Source organism: Azospirillum agricola, from assembly GCF_020005195.1.
Taxonomy (GTDB): Bacteria; Pseudomonadota; Alphaproteobacteria; order Azospirillales; family Azospirillaceae; genus Azospirillum; species Azospirillum agricola.
Genome location: NZ_JAIFZR010000006.1, coordinates 1 through 19,587, shown reverse-complemented (window position 1 = coordinate 19,587; position 19,587 = coordinate 1). Strand labels below are relative to the sequence as shown.

General features: G+C 68.1%; 17 protein-coding genes. 9 read left to right on the top strand and 8 right to left on the bottom strand.

Annotated elements, in window-relative coordinates:
- Positions 1-4 precede the first annotated feature (4 nt).
- The 4 genes from JN22_RS29035 to JN22_RS29020 form a co-directional block, all read right to left on the bottom strand.
- Entirely contained in the window at positions 5-1,186 is a 1,182-nt protein-coding gene (locus JN22_RS29035; RefSeq protein WP_085557411.1) for an ABC transporter substrate-binding protein, read from the bottom strand.
- Positions 1,187-1,216: 30 nt separating this feature from the next.
- Positions 1,217-2,404: an ABC transporter substrate-binding protein gene (locus JN22_RS29030; RefSeq protein WP_085557410.1), complete on the bottom strand. Its 1,188-nt coding sequence runs from the start codon at positions 2,402-2,404 to the stop codon at positions 1,217-1,219.
- Between the two features lie 174 nt (positions 2,405-2,578).
- A complete protein-coding gene (gene groL / locus JN22_RS29025) occupies positions 2,579-4,210 on the bottom strand; it encodes a chaperonin GroEL (protein ID WP_085557409.1) in 1,632 nt (543 codons plus the stop codon).
- A 73-nt stretch (positions 4,211-4,283) separates the two neighbouring features.
- The gene (locus JN22_RS29020; RefSeq protein WP_085557408.1) at positions 4,284-4,577 is read right to left on the bottom strand and encodes a co-chaperone GroES; all 294 of its coding nucleotides are present in this window, start codon (positions 4,575-4,577) and stop codon (positions 4,284-4,286) included.
- Between the two features lie 294 nt (positions 4,578-4,871).
- On the opposite strand from JN22_RS29020, the gene JN22_RS29015 reads away from it, so the two are divergent.
- The 8 genes from JN22_RS29015 to JN22_RS28980 all read left to right on the top strand — a co-directional run bounded on the left by JN22_RS29015 (position 4,872) and on the right by JN22_RS28980 (position 14,615).
- A complete protein-coding gene (locus tag JN22_RS29015; protein ID WP_143268699.1) occupies positions 4,872-6,566 on the top strand; it encodes an FAD-dependent oxidoreductase in 1,695 nt (564 codons plus the stop codon).
- Complete coding sequence (locus tag JN22_RS29010) at positions 6,563-6,910, top strand: 4Fe-4S dicluster domain-containing protein (protein WP_085557406.1); 348 nt, start codon at positions 6,563-6,565, stop codon at positions 6,908-6,910. The genes JN22_RS29015 and JN22_RS29010 overlap by 4 nt, the downstream gene beginning before the upstream one ends.
- A gap of 36 nt (positions 6,911-6,946) precedes the next feature.
- A complete protein-coding gene (locus tag JN22_RS29005) occupies positions 6,947-7,990 on the top strand; it encodes an ABC transporter substrate-binding protein (RefSeq protein ID WP_085557405.1) in 1,044 nt (347 codons plus the stop codon).
- A 61-nt stretch (positions 7,991-8,051) separates the two neighbouring features.
- The gene (locus JN22_RS29000) at positions 8,052-9,371 is read left to right on the top strand and encodes an LLM class flavin-dependent oxidoreductase (RefSeq protein WP_085557404.1); all 1,320 of its coding nucleotides are present in this window, start codon (positions 8,052-8,054) and stop codon (positions 9,369-9,371) included.
- A 234-nt stretch (positions 9,372-9,605) separates the two neighbouring features.
- Complete coding sequence (locus JN22_RS28995; protein ID WP_085557403.1) at positions 9,606-10,481, top strand: ABC transporter permease subunit; 876 nt, start codon at positions 9,606-9,608, stop codon at positions 10,479-10,481.
- The gene (locus tag JN22_RS28990) at positions 10,478-11,203 is read left to right on the top strand and encodes an ABC transporter ATP-binding protein (RefSeq protein ID WP_085557402.1); all 726 of its coding nucleotides are present in this window, start codon (positions 10,478-10,480) and stop codon (positions 11,201-11,203) included. Before JN22_RS28995 ends, JN22_RS28990 begins: the two co-directional genes overlap by 4 nt.
- Before the next feature lie 71 nt (positions 11,204-11,274).
- On the top strand, positions 11,275-12,315 hold the full coding sequence (locus JN22_RS28985; RefSeq protein WP_085557401.1) for an NrtA/SsuA/CpmA family ABC transporter substrate-binding protein: 1,041 nt from the start codon (positions 11,275-11,277) through the stop codon (positions 12,313-12,315).
- Positions 12,315-14,615, top strand: coding sequence for a molybdopterin-dependent oxidoreductase (locus JN22_RS28980; protein ID WP_085557400.1), 2,301 nt, complete (start codon positions 12,315-12,317; stop codon positions 14,613-14,615). Before JN22_RS28985 ends, JN22_RS28980 begins: the two co-directional genes overlap by 1 nt.
- 57 nt (positions 14,616-14,672) lie before the next feature.
- On the opposite strand, the gene JN22_RS28975 is transcribed toward JN22_RS28980, so the two are convergent.
- From JN22_RS28975 to pyk, 4 genes are read right to left on the bottom strand one after another with little or no spacing between them, the layout of a single operon-like run.
- The gene (locus JN22_RS28975; RefSeq protein ID WP_223677963.1) at positions 14,673-15,425 is read right to left on the bottom strand and encodes a metallophosphoesterase family protein; all 753 of its coding nucleotides are present in this window, start codon (positions 15,423-15,425) and stop codon (positions 14,673-14,675) included.
- Positions 15,422-16,348, bottom strand: a complete 927-nt coding sequence (locus JN22_RS28970) for an AEC family transporter (protein ID WP_085557398.1) — start codon at positions 16,346-16,348, stop codon at positions 15,422-15,424. The genes JN22_RS28975 and JN22_RS28970 overlap by 4 nt, the downstream gene beginning before the upstream one ends.
- Positions 16,349-16,367: 19 nt before the next feature.
- On the bottom strand, positions 16,368-17,102 hold the full coding sequence (locus JN22_RS28965) for a TSUP family transporter (RefSeq protein WP_179166285.1): 735 nt from the start codon (positions 17,100-17,102) through the stop codon (positions 16,368-16,370).
- 43 nt (positions 17,103-17,145) lie between these two features.
- A complete protein-coding gene (pyk, locus tag JN22_RS28960; RefSeq protein WP_085557591.1) occupies positions 17,146-18,582 on the bottom strand; it encodes a pyruvate kinase in 1,437 nt (478 codons plus the stop codon).
- A gap of 421 nt (positions 18,583-19,003) precedes the next feature.
- Between pyk and JN22_RS28955 the strand changes: the two genes are divergently transcribed.
- The coding region (locus JN22_RS28955) for a PLP-dependent transferase (protein ID WP_179166284.1) at positions 19,004-19,587 on the top strand (584 nt) is incomplete at its 3' end.

Below are 19,587 nucleotides of genomic sequence, written 5' to 3'. Positions count from 1 at the left end.
GGCGTCAGTTCGAAACCTTGGCCGTACCCGGCTCCCACAAGGCAAATCCGCCGTTCTTCACGACGAGCCGCGTGCTCAGCGGCTTGTCGACGCGGCGGGTCTGCGGATCGAAGCGGACGGTGCCATAGACGACGCTCGGCGCATCCTTGACGGTGGCGAGCCCGTCGCGGACGGCGGTGCGGTCGGTGCCGCTCTGCCGGAACACCGTCGCCAGCAGCAGAAGCGCGTCGTAGGCTCGGCTGGAATAGGCATCCGGCTCCACCCCGTATTTGGCGCTGTAGGCCTTGACGAAGGTCTGGACCTCCGGGCGCGGGTCGCCGGGGAAGAAGGGGGTGGTGGTGTGGACGCCCTCGACCGCCGCCCCGCCCAGTTCCAGGAATTTCGGCGAATAGACCGACCCGGCTGCTACCACCGGCTGGGTCAGCCCGGCCTCGCGCAGCTGGCGGGTGATCTGGGCGCCGTCGGCATAGTAGGAGACCAGCACGATGCCGTCCGGCTTCGTGTCGCGCACCCGGACCAGGGCGGAGCGGAAATCCTTCTCGTCGGCCAGATAGCCCTCGGCACCGACCACCTCCGCCCCGCGCTCCCTGGCCGCCTTGGCGAACAGGTCCTTGCTGGTGCGGCCCCAGTCGTTGTTGATGAACAGCAGGGCGACGCGCTTCAGCCCCAGCGCCGTCACCGCGTAATCGGCCAGGACCGGCATCTCCTCCGCCTGATTGAGCGCGTTGCTCCAGACGAAATCGCCGCCCCTGGTGAAGTCGGGGTGCGAGTTGGTGAAGCCGAACTGCACCAGCCCGCCGGTCTGGTAGATGGGAGAGGCCGCCATCGACGCCGCACTGGTGAAGTCGCCCAGCTCGGCGACGATGCGGCTGTCGGCGACGAATTTGCGGGCGATGGCGACGGTCTGCTTGGGATCGCTCTGGCTGTCCTCGAACTGGACGCGCAGCGGGCGGCCCTGGATGCCGCCGCCGGCATTCACCTGCTCCAGCGCCAGATCGAAGCCGCGCTGCCACTGCGCGCCATACTGCGCATACTGGCCGGTCAGCGGGCCGCTGACGCCGAGCACCACAGGCTCCTTCGCCGGATCGGCGGGCTGCGAGAAGGCCGGCTGGACGACGCCGAGCGCGGTCAGCAGCGACAGGGTGCCGGCGACCAGCGCGGTGGAGCGGAGAAACAGATCGAGCATCGGAATCGCTTTCAAACTACAGAATTCGGATCAGTTGGTGGCGGCGGGGACGCTGCCGTCCCACAGGGCGAAGGCGCCGTCCTTGACCACCAGCTTGACGTTGCGCACGCCGGACACGCGGCGCGTCTCCGGATTGAAGGTCGCCTTGCCGAAGATGACGCTGGGGATGTCCTTCACGCGGGGGAAGGCGTCGCGGATCGCGGTGCGGTCGGTGCCGCCGGCCTCGATCACCCGCTGCGCCACCAGCACCGCGTCATAGGCGTAAGCGGAAAAAGCGTCCGGCTCCTCCTGGTACTTCGCACGGTAGGCGGCGACGAAGCCCTGCACCTCCGGACGAGGTTCCGCTGGAAAGAAGTTGGCACGGGTGTGGACGCCGTTGACCGCCTCGCCGCCCAGTTCGAGAAACTTCGGCGAATAGACGGACCCCACCGCGACCACCGGCTGGTTGAGGCCGACCGGCTTCAGCTGCCGGGCGATGGCCGCCCCGTCGGCGTAGTAGGAGATCAGCACGATGCCGTCGGGATTGGCCTCGCGCACCCGCACCAGGGTGGAGCGGAAATCCTTCTCGTCGGGCAGGTAGCCTTCGGTGGCGACGACCTCCGCCCCGCGCTCCTTCGCCGCCTTGACGAAGATGTCCTTGCTGGTGCGGCCCCAGTCGGTGTTGAGGTGCAGCACCGCCAGCCGCTTGAGCTTCAGCGAGGTGACCGCGAAATCGGCGACGTTCGGCTGCTCCTCCGCCTGGCTGATGGAATTGCTCCAGACGAAGTCGCCGCCCTTGGTGAAATCGGGGTGGGAATTGGTGAATCCGAACTGCACCAGCCCGGCCCGCTGGTAGATCGGCGAGGCGGCCATCGACGCCGGACTGGAGAAGTCGCCCAGCTCGATCAGGATCTTCGGGTCGGAGACGAATTTCTGGGCGATGGCGATGGACTGGCGCGGATCGTTCTGGCTGTCCTCGAACACATAGCGCAGGGGACGGCCGCTCACCCCACCGGCGGCATTGATCTGGTCGAGCGCCAGATCGAAGCCCTTTTTCCACTGCGCGCCATAATGCGCGCTGGGACCGGTCAGCGGCCCGCTGACCCCGAACCACAGCGGCTCGCCGGCAGCCTCCGCCGCAGTCGCCAGCCCGCTGGACATCGCCATGCAGGCGAGCGCCATGGTCCCGGCCAGGGTGTGGAACAGCACGGAACGTCGCGAAAGCTGAGGCTGGGACATGGCGTCGTCTCCAATTGGGCTCGGAGCCCGAATTCGAAAAAGGCCGCCGCCCGGAAACGGGGCGTGGACCCGCTGACGGGCGGCGGCTTCAGGCACGGGAGGACGGGATACCGACGGGGTGCTGCGCCGGAAGAACATTGGTCGCAGCGCCCGCCGGCACCCGGACGGTCGCGATCAGAAATCGTAACCGCCGCCGGCCCCGGCCGGTGCCGCCGGGGACTTCGGTTCCGGACGCTCGACGATCAGCGCCTCGGTGGTGATCAGCAGGCCGGCGACCGACGCCGCGTCCTGCAAGGCGATGCGAACGACCTTGGCCGGATCTATGATGCCGGCCTTCAGCAGGTCGGTGAACTCGCCGGTCTGCGCATCGTAGCCGAAGGCGGTGTCGCCCCCCTCCAGCAGCTTGCCGACGATGACGGAGCCGTCGGCCCCGGCATTCTCGGCGATCTGGCGCACCGGCGCCTGAAGCGCCCGCCGCACGATGTCGATGCCGACGCGCTCGTCGTCGTTGACCGGCACCACCGCATCGATGGCGCGGGTGGCATAGAGCAGGGTGACGCCGCCGCCGGGCACGATGCCCTCGGCGATGGCGGCGCGGGTGGCGTGGACGGCGTCGTCCACGCGGTCCTTGCGCTCCTTCACCTCGACCTCGGTCGAGCCGCCGACGCGGATCACCGCGACGCCGCCCGACAGCTTGGCCAGCCGCTCCTGCAGCTTCTCGCGGTCGTAGTCCGAGGTGGTCTCCTCGATCTGGGCGCGGATCTGATTGATGCGGGCGTCGATGGCCTCGCGTCCGCCGGCGCCGTCGATCACCGTCGTCTCCTCCTTGGCGATCACCACCCGCTTGGCGGTGCCGAGATCGGCCAGCGAGACGGTCTCCAGCTTGAGGCCGATGTCCTCGCTGATCACCTGCCCGTTGGTGAGGATGGCGATGTCCTCCAGGATCGCCTTGCGGCGGTCGCCGAAGCCCGGCGCCTTCACCGCGGCGATCTTCAGCCCGCCGCGCAGCTTGTTGACCACCAGCGTCGCCAGCGCCTCGCCCTCGACATCCTCGGCGACGATCAGCAGCGGGCGGGAGGACTGCACCACCGCCTCCAGCACCGGCAGCAGCGGCTGCAGGCTGGACAGCTTCCTGTCGTGGATCAGGATGTAGGGGTTGTCGAAATCGACCACCAGCTTCTCGGCGTTGGTGACGAAGTAGGGCGAGAGATAGCCGCGGTCGAACTGCAGCCCTTCGACCACGTTCAGCTCGGTCTCCAGGCTCTTGGCCTCCTCCACCGTGATGACGCCGTCGTTGCCGACCTTGGACACCGCCTCGGCGATGATGGCGCCGATGGCGCGCTCGCCGTTGGCGGAGATGGTGCCGACCTGCGCCACCTCGTCGTTGGTGGAGATGGTCTTGGCCCGCTCCTTCACGTCGGCGATCACCGCGGCGACGGCGCGGTCGATGCCGCGCTTGAGGTCCAGCGGGTTCAGCCCGGCGGCGACCGCCTTGGCGCCCTCGCGGACGATGGCCTGGGCCAGCACGGTGGCGGTGGTGGTGCCGTCGCCGGCCAGATCGGCGGTCTTCGACGCCACCTCGCGCACCAGCTGGGCGCCGAGATTCTCGAAGCGGTCGGCCAGCTCGATCTCCTTGGCGACCGACACGCCGTCCTTGGTGATGCGGGGGGCGCCGAAGGATTTCTCGATCACGACGTTGCGGCCCTTCGGGCCCAGCGTGACCTTCACGGCATTGGCGAGGGTATCGACGCCGCGCAGGATGCGGTCGCGGGCATCGGCGGAGAATTTGACGTCCTTGGCGGCCATGGCGATGTCCTTTTTATCGAAGTCTTTTTTGGGTGGGTTCCAGCGGAAACGGGCAGGTCTGCCTGGGCGGGCGTCAGGCGGGTTCGACCACGCCGACGATGTCGGATTCCTTGATGACCAGCAGATCCTCGCCCTGCACCTTGATCTCGGTGCCCGACCATTTGCCGAAGACCACACGGTCGCCGATTTTCACGTCGAGCGGGTGGATGCGGCCCTGGTCGTCGCGCACGCCGGGACCGACGGCGATCACCTCGGCCTCCTGCGGCTTCTCCTTGGCGGTGTCGGGGATGATGATCCCGCCCTTCGACTTTTCCTCCTGCGCCACACGGCGGACGACGACGCGGTCGTGCAACGGACGGAACGGCATGCCTGGTGTCTCCTGGTTCGGGCCTCGTTCGGGCCTCGCTGGGGGTCATGTGCGGCGCCCCGCATTCACCGTAGGGACAGAGCTTAATCACCGTTTATTCCTACTGTAAAGATAGTGATTTGAGTTTATATTATACAATTATACATCGCTAAAATTGATCCCGTTGGAGCCGGCGGCGTCCGACTCATTGGAAAAACTCAATGGAATCATGAGCATTCCAAAATTGACGGGGTGCCGCTGCGATATTGTAAGAAACAACACACAGATGCATCGAAGCGGCGGAGTTTCACAGAAATGCCGAACATCCGGGTATCGACCGCTCCGCCGACCGCTGGGTTGCCGGCCGCAAGGTTGCCCATCGCAGAGTTGCCGCCCATCGCCGCCGATGTGCTGGTGATCGGCGGCGGCCTGTCGGGAACCTGGGCGGCGCTGGCGGCGGCACAGGCCGGGGCCAGGGTGGTGCTGGCCGACAAGGGCTATTGCGGCGCCAGCGGAGTCGCCGCCACCTCGGGTCCCGGCCACTGGTGGGTGCCCCCCGATCCAGACGCGCGGGCCGAGGCGATCCGCCAGCGCATGGCGATTGCCGGCGGCATCGCCGACCCGGCCTGGATGGAGCGGATCCTCGACATCACCTGGACCACCCTGCCGACCATCGCCGATGTCTACGACTTCTCCACCGACGAGGCCGGAACGGTGCAGTACCGCGGCCTGCGCGGGCCGGAATATCTGCGGGCGATGCGCCGGAAGATCCACAGGCTCGGCGTCCGCATCCTCGACCAGAGTCCGGCGCTGGAACTGCTGGCCGACTCCGATGGGACCATCGTCGGCGCACGCGGCCTGCGCCGCCAGCGGGACGAGGCCTGGACGGTGCGCGCCGGGGCGGTGATCCTGGCGACCGGCGGCTGCGCCTTCAAATCGCGGCTTCTCGGCAGCCACACCAACACCGGCGACGGCCATTTGATGGCGGCGGAGGCCGGGGTGGATTTCTCCGGCATGGAGTTCTCCACCTACCACACGGTGGCGCCGGCCCATTCGACCATGACCCGGTCGATGTCCTTCGCCTTCGCCACCTATTACGACGGCGAGGGGCGGGAGATCGCCGTGCCGCCCGGCGACACCACCCGGACGCTGGCCCGCGCCATGCTGGACGGGCCGGTGCTGTGCAGCCTGCACCGCATGCCGGCGGACATCCGCGAGCGGCTGCGCCGGGTGCAGCCCAACATGATGCTGCCCTTCGACCGCGCTGGTGGTGGCGGGGGCGGCGTCGATCCCTTCACCCAACGCTTTCCCGTGCTGTTGCGGCCGGAGGGCACCATCCGCGGATCCGGCGGCATCCGGCTGGCCGACGACGACTGCGGCACCGCCGCCGACGGGCTGTTCGTCGTCGGCGATGCCGCGACGCGCGAGCCGGTGGCGGGGGCGGTGTCGGGCGGCGGCGCCATCCTGGCCGCCTGGGCGCTGTCGTCGGGCGTGATCGCCGGGCGCGCCGCCGCGGCGCGGGCGGCCCGCCACGGCCGGCGCACCGACAGTCCCGCCCGTCCGCTGGGACAGGCCGGACTGCGCCCGGCGCGCCACGCCGGCGCGGTCGATCCGCGCGCCGTCACCGCCGCCGTCCAGGCCGAGATGCTGCCCTACGACAAGACCATCTTCCGCCGCGGCCCGGCGCTGGCCCGCTCGCTGTCGCGGCTGGAGGGGGTGTGGAGCGACCTGCGCGACCATCTGGACGGCGAAGGGGCGGCCACGGCGGGGGAAACGGTGCAGGCGCGCGAGAGCGCCGCCCTGACCGCCGTCGCCCGCTGGTGCACCCGTGCCGCGCTCGTCCGGCCGGAAAGCCGCGGCATGCATCTGCGCGTCGATACCCCGGCCAGCCACCCGGCTCTGGCCCGGCGCCTGACCGTCGGCGGGCTGGACCGGCTGTGGTCCCGCTTCGAGGGCGCCGCCCCCCAGCCTCTCGACCACCCCGTCCCCACCCAGGCAGGTGCCGCATGATCAGCCTCGTCATCGCCGAACGCTGCACCGGATGCCAGGTCTGCGTCCGCGTCTGCCCCACCAACGTCTTCGACGCCGTCCGCGGCGGACCGCCGGTGATCGCCCGGCAGCAGGACTGCCAGACCTGCTTCCTGTGCGAACTCTACTGCCAGCCCGACGCGCTCTATGTCGATCCCGACTGCGAGACGCCGGCCACGGTCAGCGCCGAAGAGGTCGAACGCTCCGGCCAGCGCGGCCGTTACCGCCGCGACTCCGGCTGGGACGAATGGGCCGGCGACCCGCGCTATGCCAACGAACATTGGCGGATGGACCAGATTTTCGCCCGTGCCCGGGCCCTGTCCTGACTCCGCCGCCGCTTTCCCCGAACTGGATTTGCAAAAATGACCGAGCACCGTCCGCCCACCCTGTCGCGCCGCCGCCTGTTGAGCGGAGCCGGCAAAGCCGCCGCCGCCGGACTGCTGGCCCCCGCCCTGGCGGCGCCGCTGCTGTCCCGCCCGGCCTTCGCCGCCACCACGGCCACCGGTGCCGCCGGCGGCATCCTCAAGGTCGGTGACCAGCGGTCCACCATCCGCTCGCTGCTGGAAGCATCCGGCCAGTTGAAGGACATCCCCTACACGCTGGAATTTGCCGATTTCCCGGCCGCGGCGCCGGTGCTGGAGGCGCTGAACGCCGGCGCCATCGATGCGGGCTTCGCCGGCGACGCCGCCCATGCCTTCGCCCTGTCCAACGGGCTGCCGGCCAGGATCATTTCCGCCGCCCGCTCCGATCCCGGCTGCATCGGCCTGCTGGTGCGCAAGGACTCGCCGATCCGCACCGTGGCCGACCTGAAGGGGCGGACGATCACCGCGGTGCGCGGCTCCATCGGCCATTATCTGGTGGTCGCCGCGCTGAAGGCGAACGGCCTGTCGGTGAGCGACGTCACGCTGGCCTTCCTGCAACCGACCGAAGCGAAATCGGCCTTTTCCAGCGGCACGGTGGATGCCTGGGCGATCTGGACGCTGTACATCGCGCAGGAGGTGGTGGCCGGCACCGGCAGGGTTCTGGTCGATGGCCGCGGCCTGCTGAACAACAACGCCTTCATCAGCGCCACCGACGTCGCCATCGCGCAGAAGCGCGCGCTGTTGCAGGACTATGTCGCCCGCGTCGCCGCCGCCCGCATCTGGGCGCTCGGCAATGTCGAGCAGTATGCCCGCATCTGGGGCGAGCTGGTGAAGGTGACGCCGGAGATCGCCGTCGCCGCCTTCACCCTGGAGCGTTTCCGCCCGGTGGCGGTGGATGACGGCATCGTCGCCGACCTGCAGACCACCGCCGACTTCTACACCGGCATCGGCGTGATCCAGAAGCCCTTCACCGCGGCGGCCCATGCCGACCGCAGCTTCGCCCTCGACGCGGACCTGCTGGCGCAATCGGCCCGCGCCGGCTGAACCGGGCCGCCTCACCGCTCCTTTTCCGACCGCTTTCCCTTTCAGACCGATTGAGACCACGATGCATCTGGCTCTGTTCTGCACCGAGGCCGGGATGCACGCCGGCGGCTGGCGTCACCCCGACGCCGGCGCCGCGCGCCCGTTCGACCTCGGTTTCTACCGCGAGCTGGCGCAGAAGGCCGAAGCCGCCAAGCTCGACATGCTGTTCGTCGCCGACAAGCTCGGCCTCGACGACCTCTATGGCGGCGGGGTGGCGGCCACCGTCGCCCGCCGTCCCAACGCGCGGCCCGAGCCGCTGACGCTGATCGCAGCGCTGGCCGGCGCCACCAGCCGGATCGGCCTGGGCGCCACTGTGTCCACCAGCTATGCCGAGCCCTATCACGTCGCCCGCATGGTCGCGACCATCGACCATCTCAGCGGCGGACGGGCGGCGTGGAACGCCGTCACCTCGGTCAGCGACAGCGAGGCCCGCAACTTCGGGCGCGCCGCCCATCTCGACCATGCCAGCCGCTATGAGCGGGCCGACGAGTTCATCGACGTGGTGCGCAAGCTGTGGGACAGCTGGGAGGAGGACGCGATCCGCCCGGACAAGGAGTCCGGCCGCTTCGCCGACGACCGCCGCGTCCATTACATCGACCATGAGGGCCGCCATTTCCGCGTCCGCGGGCCGCTGAACGTCGAACGGCCGCCGCAGGGCCATCCCGTCGTCATCCAGGCTGGCGTGTCCGGCACCTTCCAGGACATCGCTACCCGTCAGGCCGATCTGGTCTTCACCGTGCAGCCCGATCTGGACGGCGCCAAGCGGGCCTATGCCGCCTTCAAGGCCCAGGTCGCCGCCAACGGGCGCCCGCCCGGCAGTGTCAAGGTTCTGCCCGGCATCATGCCCATCGTCGGGCGCAGCGATGCCGAGGCCGAGGACATCCGCGCCGAGCTGCGCGACCTGATCGACCCGGTGGCCGGCCTGACCTTCATGTCCGGCAGCATGAACTACGACCTGTCGCGCCATCCGCTGGACGGCCCCTTCCCCGATCTGCGCGACGTCATCACCGGCAGCCGCGGACGCTTCCAGCGGGTGATCGCCGACGCGCTGGAGCGCGGCGCCACCGTCGCCGAGGTCGGCGCCGCCTATGTCGAAAGCCTGTCCTTCGCCGTCGCCGCCGGATCGCCGAAGACGGTCGCCGACATTTTGGAACAGTGGGTCACGGAACAGGCGGCCGACGGCTTCGTCCTGATGCCACCCTATCTGCCAGGCGGCGTCGACGGCTTCCTGACGCGGGTGGTGCCCGAATTGCAGCGGCGCGGCCTGTTCCGGCGCGAGTACGGCGGGACCACGCTGCGCGACCATCTCGGGCTGGACCGGCCGGCGTCACGCTATGCGTGACGCTGCCGCCGAGGGCGACGCATTTATACAGTTATATTTTGTCTTATATATTTTATTTGTTGACTGAATTAGTAGATTAAATCAGGCTGGGATCGGTTCATTGCCCAGCCTGTCCGGCGCGCCGCCTTTCCGCCCGGCCATGCCGTCATCGGCCGTGCCATCCGCCGCCGCGAGCGGCACCACTCCGCCTCCCGCCCCTCGACAAGCCGTCCTGCCCAGCCGTGGAGATCCCGCATGAGCAGCCTCGACAGCAGTTTCGGCGTCCGCCGCGCCGCCACGCCGCAAGCACCGGCCGTAGCGAAACGGGTGCGCCGCCCGATCTCCGATCCACAGCACCGCATCGGCACGAGGGCACATGTCGCCCTGTCCTGGATCGCGCCGCTTCTGTTGCTGGCGGTTTGGGAGGGGCTGGCCCGCAACGGCTGGATCGAGCCGCAGGTGCTGCCGGCGCCCAGCAAGGTGGTGGCGACCGCCTGGAAGCTGGCGCTGCACGGCACGCTGCTGCGCGACCTCGGCACCAGCCTGCTGCGGGCGGCGGCCGGCTTCGCCATCGGCGGCGGCATCGGCTTCGCGCTCGGCACGCTGGTCGGCTTCTCCCGGCTGGCCGAGGCGCTGGTCGACCGCAGCGTGCAGATGATCCGCGCCATCCCCTTCCTGGCGCTGCTGCCGCTGGTGATCGTGTGGTTCGGCGTCGGCGAGGGGCAGAAGATCTTCCTGGTTTCGCTGGGCGTCGCCTTCCCGGTCTACATCAACACCACGCTTGGCATCCGGCAGGTCGATCCCAAGCTGCTTGAACTCGGCCGGGTGCGCGGCCTGTCCACCGCACTGCTGATCCGCCGGATCGTCCTGCCGGGCGCCCTGCCCTCCATCCTCACCGGCGTCCGCTATGCGCTGGCGACGGCATGGCTGGCGCTGGTGGTGGCGGAGACCATCGGCGCGCAGGCCGGGCTGGGCTTCCTCGCCATGGACGCGCGCGAGTTCCTGCGCACCGACGTGATCGTGCTGACCATCGTCATCTACGCCCTGATCGGCGTGCTGGCCGACAGCTTGGCCCGGCTGCTGGAGCGCCGCCTGCTGGCTTGGCATCCGAATTATGGAGCAGCCCGATGAGCGGCCCTCAAATGAGCGCCCTACACGTCGCGAACGCCGAACCCGCCGTCACCGTCACCGGGCTGCGCCGCGCCTATGGCCGCCGCGTGGTGATCGACGCGCTGGACCTGCGCATCGCCCGCGGCGAATTCGTCGCCCTGCTGGGCGAGAGCGGCTGCGGCAAGACCACGCTGCTGCGGGCGCTGGCCGGGCTGGACCCGATCCAGGGCGGCCGCATCGACGCCCCCGGTAAGCCGGCGGTGGTGTTCCAGGAACCGCGTTTGCTGCCCTGGGACAGCCTGTGGCGCAACGTCTCGCTCGGACTGCCGGAGCGCGGCGCGCGGAAGGCCGCGGCGGCGGCGCTGGCCGAGGTGGGCTTGGGCAACCGGCTGGACGATTGGCCGCGCACACTGTCCGGCGGTCAGGCCCAGCGCGTGGCGCTGGCGAGGGCTCTGGTGCAGGAGCCGGAGCTTCTGCTGCTCGACGAGCCCTTCGCGGCACTCGACGCGCTGACCCGCATCCGCATGCACGGGCTGGTCAAGGAGCTGGTGGCCCGTCACCGGCCGGGCGTCCTGCTGGTCACCCACGACGTGGAGGAGGCGATCCGGCTGGCCGACCGCATCCTGGTTATGCGGGACGGCGCCATCGCCGCCGAGCATCTGCCGGAGACCGCCGCCGATCCCCAGCGCTTCCGCGCCCTGCTGCTGGCCGAGCTGGGCGTGCAGGGAACCGCCGCCGCCTGACCGGCGCTGCCCAACCGGCCGCCGACCTCCTTCCCGACCGCCCCTTCTTCCGACCGAACGAGCCTTCTCCGATGACCGACCCGTTCCGCCCCGGCACCACCACCCGCCGTGCCTTCCTCGCCCGCTCGCTGATCGGCGCCGGGGCCGCCGGCCTCGCCGCGGGCTTCGATCTGCTGGCGGGTTCCCTCTCGGCTGCCCATGCCGCCACCCAGACCGGCGAGGGCCGCAACACAGACACCATCCGCCTGACCTGGGGCTTCTCCGGCCTGGCCTTCATCGCCAAGGAGCGGGGAGAGCTGGAGAAGATCCTGGCGAAGGACGGCATCAAGGTCGAGTGGCTCGGCCCCTTCCCCAACCATGCGCCGACCTTGCAGGCGGTGACCGGCGGCACCGCCGATTTCAGCTTCGGCGGCAGCACCACCCCGGCGCTGGCCGCCATCATCGCCGGCTCGCCGCTGGTCTTCAGCCTGTTCCTGAACTACACCCCGCGCACCACCGCGATCATCGCCAAGGACGGCTCGGGCATCGACAAGGTCACCGATCTGGTCGGCAAGTCGGTCGCGGTCAACCGCTCCGGCCTGGGCGAGTTCCTGCTGGTGGCGGCGCTGGAGAAGCATGGCGTCGACCGCTCGAAGGTCAATGTCGTCTATCTCAACCCGCCCGACGCCGCCCCGGCGCTGGCATCGGGCAAGGTGGACGCGTGGTCGATGTGGAGCCCCGGCGTCGACATCGCCCGCTTGGAGTACAAGGCGCACGACATCTTCCAGGAGGAGCGCGACCTCGATTTCCAGATCGATTTCACCAGCTACCTGACCCGCCGCCGCTTCGCGCAGGAGAATCCGGCCCTGATACGCGCCCTGAACGCGGCCTTCACCGCCGAAGCGGCCTGGGCCTCGGCCAACACGGTGGAGGCGGAAACCATCGTCCAGGCCAAGGCCGGTTATCGCGACGAGATCCGTGACGGCTACATCGCACTGAAACGGCAGTACCGGCTCTATCCGGTCAGCGACGCCGCCTTCGTCGGCGATCTCCAAAAGGCGGCCGACTGGCTGGTCGCCCGCCGCATCCTGCCGGAGCCGGTCAGGGTCGCCGACCATCTGGCGGCGCTGTGATGAGCGGCGGGCACGGCTTCACCGCGACGCATTGGGGCGTCTACCGGCCGCGGGTGGCGGACGGCAGGCTGACCGCGCTGGACCCCGCCCCGTGGGACGCGGCGCCGTCGGCCATCGGCCGGTCGGTGGTGGACGGGATCGACGCCCCCGCCCGCATCCGCTGCCCGGCGGTGCGCGAAGGCTTCCTGCGCCACGGCCCCGCATCGCGCGACGGGCGCGGACGCGAGCCGTTCGTCGAGCTGTCGTGGGACGAGGCGCTCGACCTCGCCGCGCGCGAGTTGGACCGGGTGCGGCGCGACCATGGCAATGCCGCCATCTTCGGCGGCTCCTATGGCTGGGCCAGCGCCGGCCGCTTCCACCATGCCCAGAGCCAGTTGCACCGCTTCCTCAACTGCATCGGCGGCTACACGGCGCATACCGACACCTACAGCTTAGGCGCCGGGCGGGTTCTGATGCCGCGCATCCTGGCGTCGATGGACGACCTGATGCTGTCCCACACCGCCTGGAGCAGCCTGGAAAAACATTGCGAGCTGTTCGTCGCCTTCGGCGGCCTGCCGGCCCGCAACGCGCAGGTCGGATCGGGCGGGGCCAGCGACCATCTGGTCAAGCCGGCGTTGGGCCGGCTGGCGGCGGCCGGCGTGCGCTTCGTCAATGTCGGCCCGGTCCGCCACGACCTCGACGACGTGCCGGGGGCGGAATGGATCGCCATCCGGCCCGGCACCGACACCGCCTTCATGCTCGGCCTCGCCCACACACTGGTGGCGGACGGGCTGGCGGACGGCGATTTCCTCGCCCGCTGCACCGTCGGCTATGACGATTTCCACCGCTATCTAACCGGCGAGGCCGATGGCGTCGCCAAGGATGCCGGCTGGGCCGCCGCCATCGCCGGCGTGCCGGCTGAAACCATCGCGACGCTCGCCCGCCGCATGGCCGGCAGCCGGACCATGATGAATCTCGCCTGGTCGCTGCAACGGGCGGTGCATGGCGAACAGCCCTTCTGGATGGGGGTGACGCTGGCGGCGATGCTGGGCCAGATCGGCACGCCCGGCGGCGGGCTGGGCGTCGGCTATTCGGTGATGAACACCATGGGGTCGGGCCGGCGCCGGGTGATCGGGCCGCGCCTGCCGCAGGGACGCAACCCGGTGGACACCGCCATCCCGGTGGCCCGCATCGCCGACATGCTGCTGACCCCCGGCGCCTCCTACCGCTACAACGGGCAGACACGGCGCTATCCCGACATCCGGCTGGTCCATTGGGCCGGCGGCAACGCCTTCCACCACCATCAGGACATCAACCGGCTGGTCCGGGCATGGCGGCGGCCGGAGACGATCATCGTCCAGGATCCCTTCTGGACCGCCCAGGCGAAATTCGCCGACATCGTGCTGCCGGCGACCACCGCGCTGGAGCGCGACGACATCGGCGGCGCCACCGGCGACCGCTTTCTGGTGTGGATGGCCCGCGCCCTCGATCCTGTCGGCGAGGCGCGCGACGACCACGCCATCCTCGCCGGGCTCGCCCGCCGGCTGGGGGTGGAGCGCGACTTCACCGGCGGGCTGACCACCGAGGAGTGGCTGGAACGGCTCTATGAGGAATGCCGGTTCAACGCCCCGGTGCCGCTGCCGGACTTCCGCAGCTTCCTGGCGGCCGGGCTGGCCGAAATTCCCCTGGTCGAGCCGGAGAAGGTCCTTCTGCAAGCCTTCCGCGCCGACCCCGACGGATCGCCGCTGCCCACCCCGTCGGGCCGGATCGAGATCGGCTCCGCCACCATCGCCGGTTTCGGCCTGCCCGACTGCCCCGGCCATCCGGTGTGGCGCGACCCGGCGGAACATCCGGGGCTGGCCGGCGAAGACGGCCCGCTGCATCTGCTGTCCTGCCAGCCGGCGACCCGCCTGCACAGCCAGTACGACCATGGCGCGGTCAGCCGGGAGAGCAAGATCGCCGGACGGGAGCCGATCTGCATCCATCCGGGCGACGCGGCGGCGCGCGGCATCGGCGACGGCGACGTGGTGCGGGTGTTCAACCGGCGCGGCGCCTTCCTGGCCGGTGCGGTGCTGACCGACGGCATCCGGCCCGGCGTGCTGCAGATCGCCACCGGCGCCTGGTACGATCCGGTGGATCCCGACACCGACGGCAGCCTCGACGCCCACGGCAATCCCAACATGGTGACGCCCGACACCGGCACCTCGGATCTCGCCCAGGGCTGTTCGGCCCAGAGCGCCCTGGTGGAGGTCGAGCGCTTCACCGGCCCGCTGCCGCCGATCCGCGCCTTCCAGCCGCCGCGCTTTGTCAACCGCCCATGAGTCGTGCCGGCACGGCGGTGACGGCGGGTTCAGCGACCGGATAGGCCGACGTTGCGTTCAGGCCGTCCATATGCGTCCGGTTCTCAGAACATATGCCCAACTCAGCCGCCCATTGCGTTCAGCCTGCCGGGCAGCCCGTTCAAAGTCGTAGGGCACGCTTCTGGACTCGATGCTCCACGAGCCTTGGGCGTGGCGATGCGCAATCAGGTAACGCGCTCTTGGGCCGCCGGCTTCGGCGATATCCGGATCGTTTCCGTCATCGTCATAGGCGGGCAAGCCGATGCTGCCGGGATTGGCGACGATCCTGCCATTCTGCAGCGTGACCGTGCGGGGAACATGGGTGTGCCCGCACAGCGCGAGCCGATGACTTGTCGCGAATGCGGCGACTTCCTCGACCGTCGCCTTTCGCATCGCTCCGGGCCGGCCACGGTGAAGCCAATACGCCGTATCGCTGTCGGGCGTCCCGTGGCACAGCAGAAGATCCGGTGCGAGAGCGATATGGCCGGGCAATCCGGCCAGCCATGCCTTCTGATCCGGGCGGAGCCGGGACAGAGCGAAGCCGTCGGAGGTGGCGGGGTCGCCGGTCCCCGCCGTCAGCATCTGTCGCTCATGGTTTCCCGCGAGGGTCGGCCAGCCGAGCGCCATCAGCAAGTCGGCGGTTTCGCTCGGCCACAGCGGACCGGACAGACAGTCTCCGAGATTGACGACGAGATCGGCACCTGAAGAAGCGATGTCGTCGATCACGGCGTCGAGCGCCGGCAGATTGCCGTGTATGTCCGAAACCACGGCAAGCGTCATCGTCGGCTTCATGCCTGCGGCCACGTCAGGGCAACCAGCAGGGCCGGTATGGAAACTGCCGCAAGCGCCGTCTGGATGCTGATGATGCCAGCGGCGACGCGGTGATCCCCACCGAGGATGCGGGCCATGATGTAGGTCGATGGGGTGCAGGGCAAGGCATTGAACAGGACCACTGCGCTCAATGTGACACCACGCAGGCCGAGCATGCTTCCGATGGCGTAGGTGGCGAGCGGCACCAGGGCGAGCTTGACGACGCTCGACTGCATCACCGGTCCACGAGAAACGCGAGCGGCCGTCATGTCGAGACCGGCTCCCACCGCGAGGAGGCCGAGGGGAAGCGAGGCGCCGCCAAGGATGGTCAGGACCGAGGCCATGGCTTTCGGGACCGGCAGCCCCGATCCGTTCACCAGCGCCCCGGCCAGCACCGACAGGATGACCGGGTTGGTCAGGATCGTTTTGGCCAGACGGCCCTTGTCGACCGGACCATCCTTTCCATGGATCGCCAGCACGACGATCGATCCGACATTCAGAAGCGGAATCATGATTGCGATCGCGACGGCGGTCACGGTGAGTCCGGATTGTCCATAGAGCGCGGTGGCCGCGGCAACTCCGACATAGGTGTTCGGCCGCAGCGCGCCCTGAAGGACGGACGAGAAGACCGGGCCGGGTTGCGGATGGAACAGACGCCATGCATAAAGGATGGAACCTCCGACGAGGACGGCGCCCAACAGCGTCACCGCCATCGGGCGCAACGACAGTCCACCGAACGACGCCGTCGCGATCTGGCTGAACATCAACGCCGGGAAGAGACAGAAGTAATTCAGCTTCTCACAGGGAAGCCAGAATTCGTCGGCAACCAACCCGCGGTGACGCAGGGCAAATCCCATGACGATCAGGACGAAGATGGGCACGAGCGCGGTTACGATTTCCAACATTTCATGACTTTCCGGCCGGCTACAGGCTGGCCTTTGCGAGCACGGCAACGCCGTAGACGGCAATGAACCCGGTGACGGCGCGCTCATAGGCGACAGCGGAAGCACGATGGAAGACCAGCCGGCCGGCGACGGCGTAAACGAAGGCCGCGGTGGCCGCCGCCGCCAGGCTGTGGTAGCCGAGCGCTTCGGGCCGCAGGACCGCGAGCATGGCGATCTGCACCATCCCGAAGAAAAGGTAATACACGGAAACGGTTGCCCTTACGGCGTGCTTGGTCCCGTTGATCGATGCCGCATAAACCGACAGAAGGGCGCCGCCCATGTTGGTGAAGCCATGCAAGATGCCCATTGCGACCAGATAGGTCCGTTCCGCCCGGTCGATCATGCGCCCGATGCGCTGTTGCAGAGCGGTATTCACGCGTATGGCCGACGCGGCGATCATGACGAGACCGATCGCGAGGTCGATCTTCGTGTGGAAATCGAACAGCAGGACGATCCCCAGGCTCGCCGCGAGGGGGACAATACACAGAAGCGGCTTGCCACCCTTCCAGACGGCTTGTGCATGCTTTGCGTCGCCGGAGACCTGAATGACGGAAATGGCGACGGATGCGGGGAGGAGCCAGCCGAGCGCATCCGAGAAGGGAAGCCCGAGCACGAGCAGAGTCGGGGTTCCGAACACCAGAAGCCCCATGCCGAAGACCGATTGAACGAGTGCGAAAACGCTGATGACGGACGCGATCAAAAGAGCCTGATCCATACGATGCCTCCGGCTTGTCGAGATTCGCGTAACGGCCGGCTTTTCAAGCCGCTGCGATCGTCCGCCCGTTGCCGGCCGGCGAGGTCCGGTCCAGGCCGCCCAGCCGGAATGTCTGGAAGCTGTTGAGAAACTGCCGATCATCGCCGGTGTTCGCGCCCACGATCAGCACCACGTCGTCGGGATCGAGGATTTGCCGGTCGGACAGCTCGCGAAGCAGGTCGGGTGCCGCGTCCAGTTCCCGCCAAGCCAGATCCGGAACATGCACGCCCCGGACCCCGGGAACGAGGTTCAGCGTGCGGGCGATGGCGACATCGGAGTGGACGGCGACGACGGGCTGCTCGATCGAGGCCGCGGCGACCAGGCCGGCGGCATAGCCGCTGCGGGACAGCACGACGATCTTGTCGACGGGAAGCGTCCTGGTCAGTGCCCGTACGGCCCGGCCGATTTCGTTTCCGGTTTCGGCGCCGGCTTTGGCCGTCAGCCGCTCGGACAGGATATGGCCGCGCGCGACTTCGGAGATGCTTTTTAGACGCGACACGGCCTCCACCGGATAGCGCCCGATTGCCGTTTCGCCGGACAGCATCAGGAGGCTGGCGCCGTCGATCACGGCGTTGGTGATGTCTGCGATCTCCGCTTTGGTCGGATAGGGGTTGTCGATCATCGTGTGGAGCAGTTCCGTCGCAACGATCACCGGCTTTCCGAAAGAGCGGCTAACGGAAATGATCTTCTTCTGGAAGATGGAAACCTTGTCGACATCGGTTTCCACCGACAGGTCGCCCCGGTCGATCATGATGACGTCCGCAGCGCGGGCGACATCCTCGACATGATCGAGACCTCCCTGGTTCTCCACCTTGGCGACGATCCGTGGCAGGAAACCGCCGATCAACTCGCGGATCGCCCCGACATGCTCGGCGCTTTCAACGAAGCTGATGCCGATATAGTCGACGCCGTTCTCCTTGGCGAAGCCAATCATCCTGCGGTCGTTGTCGGTCACCAGTTCCCGGCCCAACACCACGTCGGGGACATTGATGCCCTTGCGGCTCCGCAGTTTCCCGTCACCCAGGGCGCGCACATGGATGTCGCGTCCCTGGACGCTGTCGACGGTGAAGGACAAGGTCCCGTCGTCCGCATAAAGCCGGACACCGGAGCGGAGCTGCCGGTGCAGGCCGTCGAAATTCACGGGCACTTTTGCCCTGCCGTCATGGTCGGTGTCGGTGGTCAGGACCAGGATGTCCCCTGCCTTGAAGCTCGGCTCGTGGGCGAGCTGGGTCGTTCGGATTTTCCGGCCAGGGATGTCGAGAAGGATCGGAACGTCAGGCAGAACCTCGCGGAGCAGCCGGATGGTGTCCCGATGCCATGCGAGATCGCCGTGCGATCCGTTCAAGCGTGCAACCGTCATCCCAGCGGCTTTCAGCGCCTCCAGCGTCTCGGCATTGGCGGAGACGGGACCTACAGTCGCAATGATGCCTATAGCGCTCACGAACGCCTCCAAATTTTACGGATTTATGAAAGTTTTATGACCCCAGGGTTGTATTGTCAACTAGTTTAATAGACATATAATAGTATGTTTAACATGATTAAAATGGTTAAATATCTCGTAAGCGAATGGGTCCGGCTAAGCCTTGCCTCATGGCAGGAAAGGCGGACGAGCGGTCACAGGCCGCCTCTATGCCTTCAGGGAAGCCCTGCCAGAGATTGATCGCACCACTTTCGGCAGCCAGCCGCGACATTGGTCCGAACACCGAGGCGCGCGTGCTGGTGGACCTTATAATACACAATTTTTGTTTGCTATTTATCGATATAAAACAGACAATTCCACAATTGATCTCATTTTCCTATTGTGTAAGTATTCTTTAGCAGAGTTTCACGAATGAAACTGCACAGCCTTCGGATTTCCATCGATGACCGATCACACGTCGAACCGCGGCCGTTGGAGCGGACTGTCCACGCGCGCCATCCATCTCGGCTACGACCCGGCGAGCGAACAGGGTGCCCTGACCCCGCCGGTCTTCATGACCTCCACCTACGCCTTCGAAACGGCGGAGGACGGGGCGGCGCTGTTCCGCGGCGAAAAGGAAGGCTACATCTATGGCCGGACGAAGAACCCGACACAGTCGGTGCTGGAGGCCCGCATCGCCGACCTTGAGGGAGCGGAGGCCGGGCTGGCGGTCGCATCCGGCATGGCGGCGATCTCCGCCACCTTATGGACGCTGTTGTCGGCGGGCGATCTGGTGGTCATCGACCACACGCTTTACGGCAACAGCTATGCGCTGTTCACCCGCGGGCTGACCCGCTTCGGCATCCGGGTCGAGGTGGCGGACTTCACCGACCCCAACGACCTCGCCCGCGCCCTGGCGCTCCGCCCGGCGCTGGTCCATTTCGAAACGCCGGCCAACCCGAACCTGCGGGTGATCGACATCGCGGCGGTGAGCGCTCAGGCTCACGCGGCCGGCGCCCTGGTGATGGTCGACAACACCTTCGCCAC